The organism is Pseudocoprococcus catus (genome assembly GCF_019734885.1).
Taxonomy (GTDB): domain Bacteria; phylum Bacillota; class Clostridia; order Lachnospirales; family Lachnospiraceae; genus Coprococcus_A; species Coprococcus_A catus.
The window spans coordinates 144892-160352 of the sequence record NZ_JAAXCM010000034.1; the positions used below are offsets into that span (position 1 = coordinate 144892).

Genomic DNA, 15461 nt, shown 5'->3' on the forward strand with positions numbered 1-15461 from the left:
TTATTATTATGGAGCCTTCATCATCATTTTTATTATAATTCGGAAATCATTGTATCCTGTTTGGACACATTGATCTCCAGATTGCCATTACGGCATCGGATCTCGTCAATCATCTCTTTTTCTCTGTCCGTGTTTTTCATCGTCAGCTGATATGTCAGTTTATACAAACTTCCCATATTGGTTGTTTTTACATTGGTTTCCGCAACGTTCTGTTCATCAGCTGCAGTGTATCGGGTCTTGGTCTGATCATGGTGTTGATCCTGATGATCTCTCCGATCACGATCATCAATGCTGACACAGAAGTTCTTGAAATGGATACCGGCCCTAATGAGTGGATCGATGATATCCGTGTACAGACCGAGAGGCTCAGCCATCTGACCAAAGCCCTCATCTATCTGGCCAGAATAGAAGAGGGCGAAAACCGAACACAGATGATTGAATTTCCTCTGTCAGAATTGATCAGTGAAACAGCCGTCTCTTTTCAGGCACCTGCCCGAAAGGATTCCAAAACATTTACTATCCAAATAGAACCTTTGAAATGTTAATCAGCTAATTCCATTAGCTCTCTCTAAGTTTTACGACATTGGCAACCATCCGGCGTCTATGTTCATCGATGGCCGCATAATGTTTCTTGGTTGTATTCACATCCTTATGGCCAAGGGTATCCGCCACAAGATAAATATCCCCCGTTTCCTGATAAAGTGCCGTACCAAAGGTACTTCGAAGTTTATGGGGGGTTATTTTTTTGACTGTGGTGACAAGTCTTGAATATTTCTTCACCAAGCGCTCAACAGACCGGGTTGTAATACGGGTTTTATTTAAGGAGATAAAGAGGGCTTCTTCATGTCCGGCAGCAGGTTCATCTTTCTTTCTTGGTCCATTCATATAAGCTTCCAGTGCCTGACTGACTTCATCACCAAAGTAAATGAGGGCCTCATTACCGCCTTTGCGGATAATCCTGATAGCACCGTTATTAAAATCCACATCCTCCAGATTCAATCCTACACACTCCGAAACTCGAATACCCGTTCCCAAAAGCAGCGTCAGAATTGCCACATCCCGAACCTTTGTTTTCTCATGAGATGCCAGTTGACGCCCGGATAATTTCTCACCGGATTCAGCCTCATCCAGAAGCTGTGCAATTTCATTCGGATCCAGCCGGATAATATTCTTGTTCTTAATCTTTGGTACATCCACCTGACGGGGCGGATTTGTCCGGATCAGGTTTTTCTTGAAATAATAGTCATAAAAAGATTTCAGGGAAGATAATTTTCTTGCCTTGCCTTCCTCACGGTTTGTATACAATTTGCCGTCCTTTGTATAGGATTCGAGATAGGAAAGATATTCCTCAACATCCATGGCTGTGATCATGTCCAGAACCTCAATGGGAAGCGTATGAATGTCTTTGTCCTTAAAATAGGGATTATTCGTTTTAAGGAAGTAAAAAAATACACCCAGATCATAAGCGTAGTTTTTACGAGTATTGGTGCTTTTGCGGATTTCCAGAGATCTGAAATATTCACCGCAGAATCTTGGCAAAATCTGTAAATGTTCACGAATCTTTTCAATGTTTTTTAAATCCTGTTGATCCTTATAGGATAATTCAGCCATCAGTTAAACCTCCGAAAAATTTTTATAAAAATCCATTCTGCCTATGCAGACACAAAAGAGTACACCCATATTAATCTATATGAAATGTACAGACAGTGGCAATTCGCATATAGGTTTACCATAATAATGTTATGTAAATTATAATCAGGTATTTAATATGTGAATAAAGTCATTATATCTTAAATTTAGATAAATGGCAATATCATGTCGTAAAATATTGATTTTGCGACATGATATTTGTCACTTCTATTTGCCTTTGACAAGGCTCTTTTTGCTGTGTATAATCAAAGAATCCGTAAAATGCAATCTACAGAATAATGCTGTCATTATAAATACATTAAGTACGTATTGTCACATGCTGTTATGATTCACCATACGGCATCATGTACTCTCAATTGAAAGGAACAATCTAAAGCTATGAAACTGCAGCAATTATACAGCTACGCACGCCGGGCCATTGATACCTGGCAAATGATCGATGAAGGTGACAAAATCGCCATCGGCGTATCCGGCGGCAAAGACAGTTTAACCATGTTATATGCCTTAAAAGGCCTTCAACGCTTTTATCCAAAGCATTTTGAGCTTGAAGCTATAACTGTTGACCTCGGTCTCGGAAACTTCAATATGGACCCTGTTAAGTGCTTATGCGATGAATTAGATATTCATTATACTATAGTACCCACAGAAATCGGTCCGATTATCTTCGATCACCGGCACGAAAAGAACCCATGTTCGTTGTGTGCTAAAATGCGTAAAGGTGCGCTGAATAATAAAGCACTGGAACTTAACTGCAATAAAATCGCTTACGGCCATCATCGTGACGATCTGGTTGAAACCATGCTGATGTCTCTGATTTATGAAGGTCACTTCTATGCATTCCCACCAGTTACCAGGCTTGAAAGAACCGGTCTTACTGTCATCCGGCCGCTGCTTTATATGACCGAGCCGGATATCATCGGTTTCGCCAGAAAACAAAATCTGCCTGTGGCCAAAAGTCCTTGTCCTGCCAACGGACACACCCGACGGGAATATGCCAAACAGCTGATGCACCAGATCAACCGTGAAAATCCTGGAGCCATTGATAAAATGTTCACAGCCATCCTGAAAGGCAATATCCCCGACTGGTCTCCGGCTATTCCAAGTGATCGTTATGGGCATCCCGAAAATTCATAGTGGTCCAGAGAATGCAGAAAGCGGATAAACAAACTGATCCTCTATCCATGGTCTGATTCCTGTTTATCCGCTTTCGTATATCTATATTCATCTGCTCATCAACTGCCCGGTAACGTTCTATCTTTCGATATCTGCCTGAACCTCCTTATCTGTCCGGCTATTCATTTGCTGCAGCAATCTGTGTGCTGTTCACCATATCCGCTTCATACGGGATGATCAAAAGCTGCCCTGCATAGATAAAGGCACGATCCATTCCATTCGCCCGCATCACCTCTTCGATGTAATCCTGATGATTATCAAAATTCTCTCCCATATAACTGTCTGCCAGCCCCCACAAAGTATCACCACACTGAACAACATATGTTCTGTATTCAATCTGAGAATGGTTCTTCTCACCGGCTGCAACTCTAAAATGGCTGATTGGAACAATAAGAATACCAACCACAACTAATATCAATACTACTATCAGCATACGGATCCTTCTTCTCAGAGCCATCTTTCTTCTACGCATCTCTTCATCCCTCCATAGATTATAATATCAAACAGTTGTTCCGAACACATTTTCCAAACATTCGTTTGCTATATCTGTATTATATAGAACAATCGTTCGTTTGTCAATAGAATTTCTTTACATTTCTATTAATTTTCAAACATTTGTTTGCAAATATACGTTTGCCGTGTTATGATAGTATCAGTGGTAAAATAGTTTGTTATCCATACAGGAGGTATTGAATATGTCAAATGGTAAAATCTCTGCCAAGCAGCAGGAAATTCTTGAATACATAAAATCCCAGTTATTAACGAAGGGCTATCCGCCTTCAGTCCGCGAGATCTGTGAAGCAGTTCATCTGAAGTCCACATCTTCCGTTCACTCTCATCTCGAGACACTTGAGAAGAATGGTTATATCCGAAGAGACCCTACCAAGCCAAGAGCCATCGAGATCCTTGACGATGAATTCAATCTTGCCAGACGCGAGATGGTGAATGTGCCGATCGTAGGAACCGTTACCGCTGGTGAACCGATTCTCGCTGTAGAGAATATCACCGGTTATTTTCCTGTACCTACCGAGATGGTTCCGAATGCTGAATTATTCATGCTGGCTGTCCGTGGCGAAAGCATGATCAATGCCGGTATCCTTGACGGTGACCATGTCATCGTCCAACAGCAGTCCTCTGCAGACAACGGCGATATGGTCGTTGCTCTGGTTGATGATTCTGCAACTGTGAAGACTTTCTACAAGGAAGAAGATCATTACCGCCTGCAGCCGCAGAATGATGCCTTCTCTCCTATCATCACCAGACAGTGTGAGATCCTCGGCAAGGTTATCGGCCTGGTTCGCATGAATATGTAATTTTTTTGTAACCATTCAGTAGGTCTATGCAGCAAGTACGCAAATCGTAAGAAAACACAGGACAGAAACAATAATCCAATCGGCACAACTCATTGCTTCCGAAAAAGAAATTCGTTATGAAGAAGGACTTCAACAATCTGAACAAACAATAGCCGAAGAAAGGGAACGTGCTGACTCATTTAGATCAGAAGCTTTAATTCTTTCCACAAAGAAACGGGGATATCATTTCACGACATCCCCGTTGAAATACTTTTTATTCTTTTCAAAAAACTCATAAAAACAACGAACATTCTTCAGCTCATACCATTTCTTTTCTTCTATTTCATCAGAATTCAAATAATAAATCTTCGCCTGCAATGTTCCCAACATAAATGGCGAATGTGTCGCTATAATAAATTGGCATCCTAAAAAATGTGCACAATGATTCATTTCTTCAGCTAATCTGACTTGATTCTGTGGAGATAATGACACTTCCGGTTCATCCAGAAGATACAAATTATCCGGTTCCAGTATGTCTATAATCATTTTCATTGCAGTTTCACCATTCGAATATTTTTCTTGTGCAAACTGTATATTTTCCAGTGTCGCCTGTAATGTAGACTTTAATTTTAATCCTTTTCCCTGCTTATAGAGTAAATCTCTTTCCAAAATATCTCTTTGCTGAATTTTCTTAATTTCATACAAAACATCTTCACTTTTCAGACATAAACTTCTCGCAGGAATTCCTATACGATGCCCAAAATCATCTGTACCTGTGTCAAATCGACACTCATCAACAAATTTCTAAATATATCTCTGTCCATAGGCATACGTCTCAAACCCTTTTGCACCTATTTTCTGTGCAATAATATTCAATAATGAAGATTTTCCACAGCCATTATCACCATACAAAATTGTAATTGGCGTGAACACAAGCGGATCATATCCTTTATTTTCAAAGACACAATAAGGATAAATATTAGGATTTTTCATTTCTTCTGTACTCAGTGCAAAACTGCTCAAATAAACCAATGACGCCATCCTCCATTTTTTTCATATGCTCTATGCTTCCATTTCCCTCGACTTCATAATCTCTTCTAATGTTCGCGGCGTATAATTCATGTACGGCTTCATACAGCCCACATTATAGGCACGTAATTTCCCATCATAGACGTGGCGACAATCATGTGCTTGCATTTCTGTCAGGCATTGTTGATAAAAACGGTCTTCTTCACTTTCGTGAGTATGACCATAGAGAAGGATCCTGCCACTTCCCATGCCTCGCCAGCTAAAAATAGGATAATGACTTAATACCAGACTGTAATGCTCTTTGCCAACCATATCGTGCATTTCTTTATAATCATAGATTTCATGAAACAACTGCTGATAGCGGTAGTCAGACACATCATCATGATTGCCTTTAATCAGTATTTTTCGTCCTTTTAACTGAGCCACAAAGGCAATCAGATCTTCCTTTTTACCACGCATGCTCACATCGCCTAAAATATAGACCATATCGCCATTGGTCACACGCTCATTCCAATTCTTCAAAATTGTATCATGCATTTCCTGCAATGATGTAAATGGCCGATGATCAAATTCAATGGCATTTTCATGGAATAAATGCAGATCACTGATGTAATACTTCATCCGCTATCATCTCCTTCAATATTTTATCTCTGTGTTATTCATTTCCTGCTTTATAATTATAAATCGGATGAATCACCTGGTCAACATCTACCGTATCACCAATGACCTGTAAGATATAAAATGATTGCCACCACCAAGTGTCCCAATCGAACAATACGCCCGATCTGCTTTTATGCTCTTATAGCAATGAAGCGCTGTCAAATCAATCTCATCTGCCATCCGATGCGCCTGATTTCTGATATTAAATCCAGATGGTACCTTTTCACGAATAACCGTGTCTAGCTTCTGGAAATCTTTTTAATACGTCCTTTCACTTTCGCCAATGTCATGCCACAGCCGATATCAATGCCCACCACATTCGGCATGATTGCCTGATTGACTGTCTGTGTATAGCCAATCGTCCCTACCACACCTGGATGAACGTCCGGCATCACCACAACCTTGCATCCTTCATGAATCGGATTATCTACCAGTGCCTGAATCTGCGCAACCGCATAATCATCAATCGCTGTTGCTGCATCTTTTGTCGTATAAACCTGCGCTATTGTATACTTTCCTTCAATTTTCATTTGATTTCTCCCTGCTCGTATCAATTTGTATTTTCATCATTTAAATTGACATAATTGTCGTTCCATATATCTACAAAGAATACAGGCAATCTGTCATGATATTTCTCATACAAATCATCATCTGAAATGAATTGATAAACTGTTCCATGTAATGTAACTACTTTTATTTTGTAATCTTTTACAATCGAGTTTTTCATTCTATCATGGATTTTTCCGCAAATCACACAATAACTTCTTAAGCATGTGCTTATTTCGTCTTTTTCATGCCATTTACATTTGTATCGAATCAGACATTCTGCATATTGATGCTTGTGCTTTGATTTCTTATGGGCTTTAGATACATTGCTTTCTTTTTGCTTAAGGTATTTTGGTATCTCATCATATGCATTATTCATTGAATCACTTTCCCTCTATTGTCTGAAGTCTTAACGCCACAAACACCGTCGGATCAAACAGATCATATATAAATCCGACCTCATCTCTGGTAATTCCAAGTATATCAGCTACTTCACCTGCAGCATTTCCCGGATAATCATATTTTTTGATTGTCTCTATAACATCTGCATATCTTGTGATAAATATCTTATACAATTCGTTTTCACGAACTTCCTTTTTTTTCATTTCCTCTACATCATTACGAATAGCCCCATACGGGATTACATTTTTCCTATCAATTCCTCCACGAACCTTAAGCCAATACATCGCTCCTTTTTTAGCTTTTTCTAGTGATCTATATGATCTAATAAATTCGTCTCTCGTATTAACACAATAACAGGATAGCTTCCCAGAAGATAAATCTTTCATCTCTTTAATCATATTTATACCATCATCTTGATTCATCGGAATTTCCAACGGTCCCCGAACATCCTCAAATCTATGATAAAAAAGATTATACGCTTCTATTTTCGCATTCGGTATATATTCAGCTTCATTGCACTGCTCTTTCTGAAAAACAATGGTCATCATTGAACCATCAATTCTACACCTATTGATTCTTTTAAACAACAACAGATAATATCCTTTATGAAGATGTTTTTCCATATCTTCATGAAAGGGAACAACATTATTAGGATAAAGCTTATGCCACTCAAATGAATCCGGCTTTAATAAAATATTTTCAAACTCCTCACGCCTATAGTTCAAATCCAATACCTCCATGTATTTACTTCCACCTCTTGTCAGATTTAATCCTCCAGTTCTTCCCGCTTCACTTCTCTGAATCTATCGTCTTCGAGAATAAATTAAATTCTGTCATTACAACTCTCTGTGCCTTCGAATAACGCCCTCTGCTTCGCTCTTCTTCATAATAAGCAACTGCTCTGTCATAAGCTTCTCTTGCTGATTTTTTGTCTATGTAAATACCAAGCCATTCGTCTGCATCATGATTCCATTCATCCGCTGTAAACACCAGAAAATACAGACCATCCACATGCTTAAAAAAGGATTTTGTTTTCTGAACATCTTTTCTTGGCTCATCATCATTGTCATATTTTGATGGAATGTCTTTTCTCCACTCATAGGCTTCCTCTGACCAGTCTTTTCTGTTCACAACCGAGAAATTTCTGCCGATCTGCAAATAATTCTTTAAATCTTTAAACAACAGGCATCTTTCTTCACAGCGCGCAATATCCCTTGGATCCTTATGAAGCACAATCTCTATCGCAGGCGCCATCATGTCATGCTTAGGCGATATCACCATTTTCTCTAATTGTGACGGTGCAGCATACATATCTTTTGAAAATTCCACATCGACCGTCCTTATTCCGTAAACATAGAGATTATCATATTTACCTTCCGGAATATCTGAGATCATCAAATAATTATCATAAGAACCGTCTTCTAAACAAATCGAAATGCGTTCATTGCGTGCAATATACTTTTTAATTTCACAAAATTGGATTGCCATTTCCGCTTCATAATATAATGGCAGATGCTGCATCCACCAGATCATCTCATCGTGATCAGACAAAATCATTTGAACAGCTTCCCTGCTGATTGACTCCCAGGAACACGTCCGTGCAATCTGTTTCAGAAAATTGATCTGCTCTTCTGAGATAAAGGTTCTTAGGGTGTTGGCTCCATGCTCAAAATCTGTTTCCAACCACTCATAAAATAGTATCGACTCCGCTGAACCATCTGCATAAGGATTCCTGAAATCATTGATCCAGTCCAAAAACATCTGCTCATGATTGCCTTTCAAGACAATCACCTTTTCATCGCCATAATTTTTCTGCAGTTCCCAGATATATTGCAAAACCTTAAAAGAGTTTATGCCATAATCCATATAATCCCCAAGGAAAATCAGACGATTATCCCCTTGCAGATCGACCTGATCCATTTTATCCTTTAATTCTCTAAGGCAGCCGTGAATATCACTCATTGCGTAAATCATCTGTTATCCCATCCTTCATCCAGCATTCCATATCTACCACATAATCGTTTGAATTAATAAATCAAAAATCTGTTTTCTCCGAAGCCACCTCAAAATCATCAATCACATAGGTCATGTCGCCCTGAACGGAAATGTTCTGAAAATCCTTTGTTGTAATGTCATTAAATATGTAAGACGTATCAAATGCCGTTGCCGGAATGACTTTAATACTTGTCGTTGCATCATTGTAGAAAAAGCCAAGACCGTAGCCCTTTTTTCTCACCTGACCATTGCCTCCGGTGACAATCACATACTCTACTGCCTGAAAATTAGCATGCTTAATCATTTTTCTTCCTCACTTTCTCTTTATTGTAGTGTGCTTTGCATCTCATGCAAATCAACTTGTAGTTTAAAATGCGTCTTTTAAAAATTGGCGGCCCTGCCCTGTCTGGCTAATTCATCAATATAACAATGTCTCTGGGGATTGAACATTGGATCATCCTGAAGTGTAAATAACATGTCAATCAGTTCATTTTGTGTATGTCTTGTTCTGATGCTCTGTCCAAAAAGCAGATACCCGTTCGCTCTTTTGATTTTTTTACTGTGATCATTTTCGTCATAATTCGGGAATAAAATCCATGCCATCTTTTCAGATGTCAGATTGTAGGACCGATCATAGAATGCAATAAAGTCTTCAAAATACTGCTTTTGATCAAAACCATACATCTTGACACCATCAAATAATGTTGTCAATCCTGGAGAAAAATTACGTCTAATCTCATCTACTGTCATTCTAGCTGCCATTATGCTGCTCCTTTCTGTGCTCTGTTGATGTGTCTATTGTAGCAATTGAGTTGTTGTAAGAACTTACCCAGACCATCTATATTATTTTTTTCTTGCCAAATTCATCTTTGTAATGATATAATAACGCAAACAAATTGTCTTTTTTATACCGCTTTTAAAGACATTTTTACTTATTTTCAGAGGTGTATTATGTTTAATTTTTATGACCCACATGGTTTATGTGCATTTAAAGAAAGACTTCAAAAAGCTCGCCAACAACGACATTTTTCCCAGACAAAATTTGCAGAAATATTGCTGGATAATGATCGTAGCCGTGTTGCCAATTGGGAAAGCAAAAAAAGTAAGACGGTTCCTAAAACTCAGGATATTCCTGAAATCTGCAAGCTTTTAGACATTGATCCTAATTATCTTTTCGGACTTTCAAACATCAACAGTGCAAATGATAAGGCCATCTCTGATGAAATTCATCTCTCCGTTGATAATGTGAAAAACCTTCGTACGGATGCTCGTATGAATAAGTTTATAGACTTTCTGATGGCATCCCCCAAATTTTCTCAACTTTTGGATTATATCTACCAAATAGATATTCACATGTTGCTTTCCATAAGTCTGGAAGATACTTTCTCTCCACAGGCCATTTCAAAATTAGAAACTGCCTTTAGCTGCTTTTCACAAAAGGTTCTTCCTTCTGACAAAAATGTCGATACCTTCAAACCTTATGTAAAAGAAGCTTTTCCATGGAACAAGCAAAAGGAATCCATTTATGATTTTATTCATTCCAACATCGTCAATCCAAAGTATTATGCTATGCTTGCATCTAATCCAACGTTCTTAAACCAGACTTCTGAAGAACGATATGATGGTCTCATCTTTGATTTTGCAAAAGCAAGTTACAATTATCTTTTAGGCAACCAACTGTCAGAACTGGCAAAATACGAAGTTTCAAACATCTTTTTTAACATTATCCAGGACTATGGCAACCACATTTTAAATGATATAAAGCCTATATTGAACGCAACACCATCAGAATAATGGTTCCTGGCCAACATAAAAAGAAGATCCTGCATGAGAGTCGTACTCTAAAGGACAGTCGCTATGTAAGATGCGGTGTAGCCCGTGAGGGCTCACCGTTTTCCTTTGTTTCAAGCGGATTTCAGTGGATTTTCTCTCATTTCTTCCATTGCCGCAATCAGTTCCTTTTCGGTCGGAATATTGATAATCCCCACAGCAGTAAAAGAAATATCAATAGGAACGTGTTTCAAACCGTCTTCACCCTTTTCGCTGTTGTGGACTTCTATTCGCTTGATCAAAGTATTTACAATGGTGGGTGTTAATTCTTTTAAGTCAGTACACTCACGAATCGCCTCAAGTAAAAACCTTCAAATCAATCTTTTCCTGTTCGGCTTTTCTGACTGCCTGCTCGTCGTGTTTAAACTGCGGCGAGCAGTTGGGATTTCGGATAGTTCTATATATCCGCAGATAGCAGAAATGACCGCCTTGCTGTATGACATTTCTGTACTTTGCAGATAGTCATAAGCCTTGCGGTCATTTTCTTTACTCAGGTTAAATCTGAAATACTTTCCAGATGCAGTTTTATCAGGTATGGAAGACCGAACAGAGCGCAGTAGCTGTCTTCGGGTTGGTACATATGCTGTAATGCATAAGATCGTATCGGATTATTCGTTAGACAAGCTGCTTGGACAGTTCTTCTATGAGCGGGATATGGCATTACTGCTCGACCTTGCCTCTTACTCTATTGTAGAAGAAAGCAATGTAGCACAGCATTATCCGGATTATGCATACAATCATCCACTGTATAGTTCTGGTATGAAGATCTATAGTGATGCGTCAGTAAGTGATTTCTTTAAGAGCATCACTAAGGGTAAAAGTACAGGCTTTCTGAATGAATGGAATGCAAAGAGAAATCGAAGGGAACGTATTTATGTTTCCTATGATTCTACGAATAAGAACTGCCAGGCCGGAGAGGTTGAACTGGCTGAATTTGGTCATGCCAAAGGAAAAGACATTGAAAAGATTTTTAGAATACTGCTATATGATAGATGTAAAAGTGGCATTCGAAGGTTTGAAAGGAGAAAAAACCAAAGGGTTAAAGGCTGCACTTAAATTTGCAAAAGGACATGATATGTGTATGACTGAAGCGCAGATACAAGGTGCCAATAACATGTAAATTTCCAGCTTAAGATGCTTTTAGGGCTATTTCAGACTGGAAATTAAGGGATAAACTCGCACGCTTCTCGACTTGCAAAAACCATACGGGGATTGCGGGGAATCGAGTTTAGCTCTGCACCGCATTTTTGTAAAATGCTTCTTGGGATAAAATAGTAAAACGGAAGATACTCCGAGTCGTGAAACGGCGTGACCGAACCGTCCAGACTTTTCAATTTAAATGGCATAATCGATGCCTCCTTTCCAGAGGATAGTGTCCTCTATTTATTATTCGACACAAGCGATAGCGAATTGTTCTTGATTTTCAAAAATAATTATATCATATTTTTTAGTGTCCCATAAAACTCCTTTTTCGCCGAAAAAAAACCCCCGTTAGAGATGCAGAGATCACTGCGTTCCCGACGGGGCTTTAACAAAACACTATTTAATTTTCACAAGAAGCAAGCTACCTTTTTTGATTGACACTTTTGCTGTTTTTCCAGAGAGAACCTCATTACTCACACCGTACTGATACTCGCAGGTAATCTCTGCATTATCAAAGGGATACTTTGCGTTTTCAATGACAATGCCTTTGGCTGTTCCGGTTATGTTCAGAAGTGAAAAGTAAGCATAAGAATCATCAATTATTCATAATTGCACCGCTGACGATCACGCACCGTTTCATCTTTTCACCTTACAGAATATCAATATACTCTCCGTTGAGTGCCTTGTTCATGCTTCTGACTGCACAGAACTTACCGCACATGGAGCAGGTATCTTCATGCTCTGGCTTGCGTTCGTCACGGATACGCTTTGCTGTTTCGGGGTCAAGAGCACATTCCCATTGAGCATCCCAATCAAGATTCCTTCTTGCATCACCCATACGGTCATCAATATCTCTTGCGTGAGGAATCTTTTTCGCAATATCTGCAGCGTGTGCTGCAATCTTGGAAGCAATTATACCTTGCTTTACATCATCCACATTTGGAAGCGCCAGATGCTCCGCAGGGGTTACATAGCATAGGAACGCTGCACCGCTTGCGGCTGCAATCGCACCGCCGATTGCAGAGGTGATGTGGTCATAGCCGGGAGCAATATCGGTAACGATGGGACCGAGCACGTAGAAAGGCGCACCCATACAAATGGTCTGCTGCATCTTCATATTGGCTTCGATCTGATCCATCGGCATATGTCCGGGACCTTCTACCATGACCTGTACGTCCTTCTCCCAAGCACGCTTGGTAAGCTCACCGAGGCGTACAAGCTCCTCAATCTGGCAAACATCGCTTCCATCAGCAAGACAGCCGGGACGGCAGGCATCACCGAGGGAGATAGTCACATCATACTCACGGCAAATGTCGAGAATCTCATCATAATACTCGTAGAAAGGATTTTCCTCACCGGTCATACACATCCATGCGAACACGAGTGAACCGCCACGGGATACGATATTCATTTTTCTCTTGTGCTTACGAATCTGCTCAATGGTTTTGCGTGTGATACCGCAATGGAGGGTTACGAAATCCACGCCATCCTCTGCGTGAAGTCTTACCACATCAATAAAATCCTTTGCGGTCAGCGTTGCAAGGTCTCTCTGATAATGAATCACGCTGTCATATACGGGAACTGTACCGATCATGGCAGGACATTCACTCGTGAGTTTTCTGCGGAAGGGCTGTGTATTGCCATGAGAGGACAAGTCCATAATAGCTTCTGCTCCCATATTAACGGCTGCCATAACCTTTTCCATCTCAATATTATAATCCTTGCAGTCACGGGAAACGCCGAGATTGACGTTGATTTTGGTGCGAAGCATCGAGCCGACACCGTTGGGGTCAATGCAGGTATGTAATTTGTTGGCGCAGATAGCAACCTGACCTTTGGCAACAAGGTCACGAATTTCTTCTTCGGTTCTGTATTCCTTAGCAGCAACCGTCTTCATTTCGGGAGTAATGATGCCCTTTCTTGCGGCATCCATTTGAGTTGTATAGTTTCTCATTTTCTTTCTTCCTTTCAAACAGATTCTTTTTCTTCGGCAAACGATGAAGTTAAGTCAAAATTGTGCATCATAGGTCCTGATCCTTGTCCCAAGTCAAGCATGGCAGCTAATGCACCGGAGATATACTCCTTTGCTCTCTGCACAGACTCGGCGAGCGTAAATCCCTTGGCAAGATTGGATGCAATAGCGGAAGATAGCGTACAGCCTGTGCCGTGGGTGTTTGGATTGTCAATGCGCTTTCCCTTAAACCAAACCGTTTCGCCGTTTGAATACAGCAGGTCGTTGGCATCGTTTACACTGTGACCGCCCTTGAGCAGAACGGCGCAATGGTAGTTATCTCCAATCTGTTTTGCCGCCGTAATCATATCCTCTTCAGTCTTAATCGCAAGCCCGGACAGAATCTCTGCTTCGGGGATATTCGGCGTGACGAGGGTTGCAATAGGAAACAGTACTCCGATAAGTGTCTGTACTGCATCGTTCTTCATCAATGAAGAACCGCTGGTTGCCACCATAACGGGGTCAACTACCACGTTTTTTGCATCGTAGTATCTCAGTCTGTCTGCAATTACACGAATCAGTTCGCTGGATGCTACCATGCCGATCTTGACAGCATCGGGGATAAAATCCTCAAATACTGCATCTAACTGTTGTTTTAGGAAATCCGGAGTAGATTCCTGAATTGCACGGACGCCGGTTGTGTTTTGTGCCGTCAGTGCCGTAATCACACTCATGGCAAAAACACCATTCATCGTCATTGTTTTCAAATCTGCTTGAATGCCGGCACCTCCACTGCAGTCGCTTCCTGCAATGGTCAATGCTATTTTCATTTTCATAGAAATCTCCTTTCATCATTCAGCATCGTTTTATACAGCGGTATAAGGTGGTGCCCCCAATGTACCGCTTGAAGCTTGCGGCTTATATTCCGTAAGCAAACTTCCGAAATGTATCTGTTTGTGTAAAATCTTCAAAAAACAAGTCCGAAACGGAACGAAGTTCCGTCTGATTTTCTTCGTGAGGATCATATACAGCAACGGTTATAAACCCGTCTGCCCTTGCTGTTTTGGCAGCGTAATAAGCATCCTCAAAAACAACCGTATTTGCCTTTGTTGTCCCAAGATACTCCTTCGCCTTTTGAGAGATATCAGGCTCGTCCTTGCCGTGTCCCACTTCGGTACAGGTAAAGATTTCAGAAAAGAACTTGTTGTGCAGCCTTATCCTTAACTACAGCCTGATGTGATTTCTGTTCGTCAGACCAGAGATTTGCCCCGACTTCCTTCAGATTCCACCTTACGATGGACACCCTTGTCTTTGGCTGTATCCTTCCCACTACTAGGACGGATTAGGGACTTTCACCCATTAGAAACGTGCGTCGCAAGGCGCACACAAAAAAGGAAGCTACCGATTTGGTAACTTCCTTAATAAACTTTGTTCTTCCTAATATCCTTGTATCAGGCATCCCTACGTTGGCATTATCCAAATCAGGTTCTCGGTCGAAGGTCACACCTTCCTCTCAGCCCGTAATGCGAGCTCCCGTTGATTAAATTGTCATACGTATGATACACCCATTTACGAAAAAATGCAATAGCTTTTGATAAAAGACTCAAAAAAGACTCAAAAGGTAGGAAGATGTATTTACAACGGACCTATTGAGGGCTATTGGGGAATTCGTGACATGCTCCCACCACTTAAATCACAGATTTTGAAGTGGGGGCTTCTTGCTCAATGGCTCTACTGAGCCAAGTATCTACAAGCTATCCTCGCGTGCCCCGCGATTCATTTTTCCCCAG

The 15461-nt window shown here is 40.4% G+C and carries 21 protein-coding genes, 1 pseudogene and 1 riboswitch; of the genes and pseudogenes, 4 read left to right on the forward strand and 18 right to left on the reverse strand.

The window, feature by feature from the left end; all coding sequences use genetic code 11:
* Window positions 1–32: 32 nt before the first annotated feature.
* Window positions 33–374, reverse strand: a complete 342-nt coding sequence (locus HED67_RS17655) for a hypothetical protein (RefSeq protein ID WP_330656548.1) — start codon at window positions 372–374, stop codon at window positions 33–35.
* A gap of 184 nt (window positions 375–558) precedes the next feature.
* Window positions 559–1611 carry a tyrosine-type recombinase/integrase gene (locus HED67_RS10395; RefSeq protein ID WP_221718254.1) on the reverse strand — a complete coding sequence of 351 codons (1053 nt, stop codon included), beginning with the start codon at window positions 1609–1611 and terminating at the stop codon, window positions 559–561.
* Window positions 1612–2028: 417 nt separating this feature from the next.
* On the opposite strand from HED67_RS10395, the gene HED67_RS10400 reads away from it, so the two are divergent.
* A complete protein-coding gene (locus HED67_RS10400; protein WP_221718255.1) occupies window positions 2029–2784 on the forward strand; it encodes a tRNA lysidine(34) synthetase in 756 nt (251 codons plus the stop codon).
* Between the two features lie 157 nt (window positions 2785–2941).
* Here the strand turns inward: HED67_RS10400 and HED67_RS10405 are convergent, their stop codons facing one another.
* Window positions 2942–3295 carry a LysM peptidoglycan-binding domain-containing protein gene (locus tag HED67_RS10405; RefSeq protein WP_221718256.1) on the reverse strand — a complete coding sequence of 118 codons (354 nt, stop codon included), beginning with the start codon at window positions 3293–3295 and terminating at the stop codon, window positions 2942–2944.
* A gap of 223 nt (window positions 3296–3518) precedes the next feature.
* Between HED67_RS10405 and lexA the strand changes: the two genes are divergently transcribed.
* Window positions 3519–4136: a transcriptional repressor LexA gene (lexA, locus tag HED67_RS10410; RefSeq protein ID WP_221718257.1), complete on the forward strand. Its 618-nt coding sequence runs from the start codon at window positions 3519–3521 to the stop codon at window positions 4134–4136.
* A gap of 222 nt (window positions 4137–4358) precedes the next feature.
* On the opposite strand, the gene HED67_RS17400 is transcribed toward lexA, so the two are convergent.
* The 9 genes from HED67_RS17400 to HED67_RS10450 all read right to left on the reverse strand — a co-directional run bounded on the left by HED67_RS17400 (window position 4359) and on the right by HED67_RS10450 (window position 9509).
* On the reverse strand, window positions 4359–4784 hold the full coding sequence (locus HED67_RS17400) for an AAA family ATPase (protein ID WP_330656549.1): 426 nt from the start codon (window positions 4782–4784) through the stop codon (window positions 4359–4361).
* Window positions 4785–4919: 135 nt separating this feature from the next.
* Window positions 4920–5147, reverse strand: a complete 228-nt coding sequence (locus HED67_RS17405; RefSeq protein ID WP_330656550.1) for a hypothetical protein — start codon at window positions 5145–5147, stop codon at window positions 4920–4922.
* Between the two features lie 30 nt (window positions 5148–5177).
* Window positions 5178–5765 carry a metallophosphoesterase gene (locus HED67_RS10420; RefSeq protein ID WP_221718258.1) on the reverse strand — a complete coding sequence of 196 codons (588 nt, stop codon included), beginning with the start codon at window positions 5763–5765 and terminating at the stop codon, window positions 5178–5180.
* A 278-nt stretch (window positions 5766–6043) separates the two neighbouring features.
* Window positions 6044–6334, reverse strand: coding sequence for an RtcB family protein (locus HED67_RS10425; protein ID WP_221718259.1), 291 nt, complete (start codon window positions 6332–6334; stop codon window positions 6044–6046).
* A 20-nt stretch (window positions 6335–6354) separates the two neighbouring features.
* Window positions 6355–6729 (reverse strand): hypothetical protein, encoded by a 375-nt coding sequence (locus HED67_RS10430; RefSeq protein ID WP_221718260.1) that lies wholly within the window; start codon window positions 6727–6729, stop codon window positions 6355–6357.
* Window positions 6730–6733: 4 nt separating this feature from the next.
* Entirely contained in the window at window positions 6734–7492 is a 759-nt protein-coding gene (locus HED67_RS10435; protein ID WP_221718261.1) for a hypothetical protein, read from the reverse strand.
* A gap of 49 nt (window positions 7493–7541) precedes the next feature.
* Window positions 7542–8726, reverse strand: coding sequence for a metallophosphoesterase (locus HED67_RS10440; RefSeq protein ID WP_221718262.1), 1185 nt, complete (start codon window positions 8724–8726; stop codon window positions 7542–7544).
* Between the two features lie 61 nt (window positions 8727–8787).
* On the reverse strand, window positions 8788–9051 hold the full coding sequence (locus HED67_RS10445) for a hypothetical protein (RefSeq protein ID WP_221718263.1): 264 nt from the start codon (window positions 9049–9051) through the stop codon (window positions 8788–8790).
* A gap of 77 nt (window positions 9052–9128) precedes the next feature.
* A complete protein-coding gene (locus HED67_RS10450; protein ID WP_221718264.1) occupies window positions 9129–9509 on the reverse strand; it encodes a hypothetical protein in 381 nt (126 codons plus the stop codon).
* A 189-nt stretch (window positions 9510–9698) separates the two neighbouring features.
* Between HED67_RS10450 and HED67_RS10455 the strand changes: the two genes are divergently transcribed.
* Window positions 9699–10541 (forward strand): helix-turn-helix domain-containing protein, encoded by an 843-nt coding sequence (locus tag HED67_RS10455; protein ID WP_221718265.1) that lies wholly within the window; start codon window positions 9699–9701, stop codon window positions 10539–10541.
* Between the two features lie 110 nt (window positions 10542–10651).
* On the opposite strand, the gene HED67_RS17240 is transcribed toward HED67_RS10455, so the two are convergent.
* Window positions 10652–10870: a DUF4368 domain-containing protein gene (locus HED67_RS17240; protein ID WP_221718275.1), complete on the reverse strand. Its 219-nt coding sequence runs from the start codon at window positions 10868–10870 to the stop codon at window positions 10652–10654.
* A gap of 208 nt (window positions 10871–11078) precedes the next feature.
* On the opposite strand from HED67_RS17240, the pseudogene HED67_RS10465 reads away from it, so the two are divergent.
* Window positions 11079–11525 (forward strand): annotated as a pseudogene (locus HED67_RS10465) (IS1634 family transposase); the annotation flags it as partial.
* A 215-nt stretch (window positions 11526–11740) separates the two neighbouring features.
* On the opposite strand, the gene HED67_RS10470 reads toward HED67_RS10465, so the two are convergent.
* The 5 genes from HED67_RS10470 to HED67_RS10490 all read right to left on the reverse strand — a co-directional run bounded on the left by HED67_RS10470 (window position 11741) and on the right by HED67_RS10490 (window position 14841).
* Window positions 11741–11923 (reverse strand): hypothetical protein, encoded by a 183-nt coding sequence (locus tag HED67_RS10470; RefSeq protein ID WP_221718267.1) that lies wholly within the window; start codon window positions 11921–11923, stop codon window positions 11741–11743.
* A gap of 193 nt (window positions 11924–12116) precedes the next feature.
* Complete coding sequence (locus HED67_RS17555; protein WP_221718276.1) at window positions 12117–12323, reverse strand: hypothetical protein; 207 nt, start codon at window positions 12321–12323, stop codon at window positions 12117–12119.
* 46 nt (window positions 12324–12369) lie between these two features.
* Window positions 12370–13674 (reverse strand): phosphomethylpyrimidine synthase ThiC, encoded by a 1305-nt coding sequence (gene thiC / locus HED67_RS10480; protein WP_221718268.1) that lies wholly within the window; start codon window positions 13672–13674, stop codon window positions 12370–12372.
* 14 nt (window positions 13675–13688) lie between these two features.
* Window positions 13689–14501: a bifunctional hydroxymethylpyrimidine kinase/phosphomethylpyrimidine kinase gene (thiD, locus tag HED67_RS10485; RefSeq protein ID WP_221718277.1), complete on the reverse strand. Its 813-nt coding sequence runs from the start codon at window positions 14499–14501 to the stop codon at window positions 13689–13691.
* A gap of 88 nt (window positions 14502–14589) precedes the next feature.
* A complete protein-coding gene (locus HED67_RS10490) occupies window positions 14590–14841 on the reverse strand; it encodes an HAD family hydrolase (RefSeq protein ID WP_221718269.1) in 252 nt (83 codons plus the stop codon).
* 271 nt (window positions 14842–15112) lie between these two features.
* Window positions 15113–15218: riboswitch (TPP riboswitch) on the reverse strand.
* Window positions 15219–15461: the final 243 nt, after the last annotated feature.

Coding starts and splice junctions, on each gene's coding strand:
- HED67_RS10450 (WP_221718264.1), bottom strand. CDS start 9,509: ATGGCAGCTAGAATGACAGTAGATGAGATTAGACGTAATTTTTCTCCA.
- HED67_RS10445 (WP_221718263.1), bottom strand. CDS start 9,051: ATGATTAAGCATGCTAATTTTCAGGCAGTAGAGTATGTGATTGTCACC.
- HED67_RS10420 (WP_221718258.1), bottom strand. CDS start 5,765: ATGAAGTATTACATCAGTGATCTGCATTTATTCCATGAAAATGCCATT.
- HED67_RS10400 (WP_221718255.1), top strand. CDS start 2,029: ATGAAACTGCAGCAATTATACAGCTACGCACGCCGGGCCATTGATACC.
- thiD (WP_221718277.1), bottom strand. CDS start 14,501: ATGAAAATAGCATTGACCATTGCAGGAAGCGACTGCAGTGGAGGTGCC.
- HED67_RS10395 (WP_221718254.1), bottom strand. CDS start 1,611: ATGGCTGAATTATCCTATAAGGATCAACAGGATTTAAAAAACATTGAA.
- HED67_RS10405 (WP_221718256.1), bottom strand. CDS start 3,295: ATGCGTAGAAGAAAGATGGCTCTGAGAAGAAGGATCCGTATGCTGATA.
- HED67_RS17655 (WP_330656548.1), bottom strand. CDS start 374: ATGGCTGAGCCTCTCGGTCTGTACACGGATATCATCGATCCACTCATT.
- HED67_RS10470 (WP_221718267.1), bottom strand. CDS start 11,923: ATGCCATTTAAATTGAAAAGTCTGGACGGTTCGGTCACGCCGTTTCAC.
- HED67_RS10430 (WP_221718260.1), bottom strand. CDS start 6,729: ATGAATAATGCATATGATGAGATACCAAAATACCTTAAGCAAAAAGAA.
- lexA (WP_221718257.1), top strand. CDS start 3,519: ATGTCAAATGGTAAAATCTCTGCCAAGCAGCAGGAAATTCTTGAATAC.
- HED67_RS10435 (WP_221718261.1), bottom strand. CDS start 7,492: ATGGAGGTATTGGATTTGAACTATAGGCGTGAGGAGTTTGAAAATATT.
- HED67_RS10425 (WP_221718259.1), bottom strand. CDS start 6,334: ATGAAAATTGAAGGAAAGTATACAATAGCGCAGGTTTATACGACAAAA.
- HED67_RS10455 (WP_221718265.1), top strand. CDS start 9,699: ATGTTTAATTTTTATGACCCACATGGTTTATGTGCATTTAAAGAAAGA.
- HED67_RS10440 (WP_221718262.1), bottom strand. CDS start 8,726: ATGATTTACGCAATGAGTGATATTCACGGCTGCCTTAGAGAATTAAAG.
- thiC (WP_221718268.1), bottom strand. CDS start 13,674: ATGAGAAACTATACAACTCAAATGGATGCCGCAAGAAAGGGCATCATT.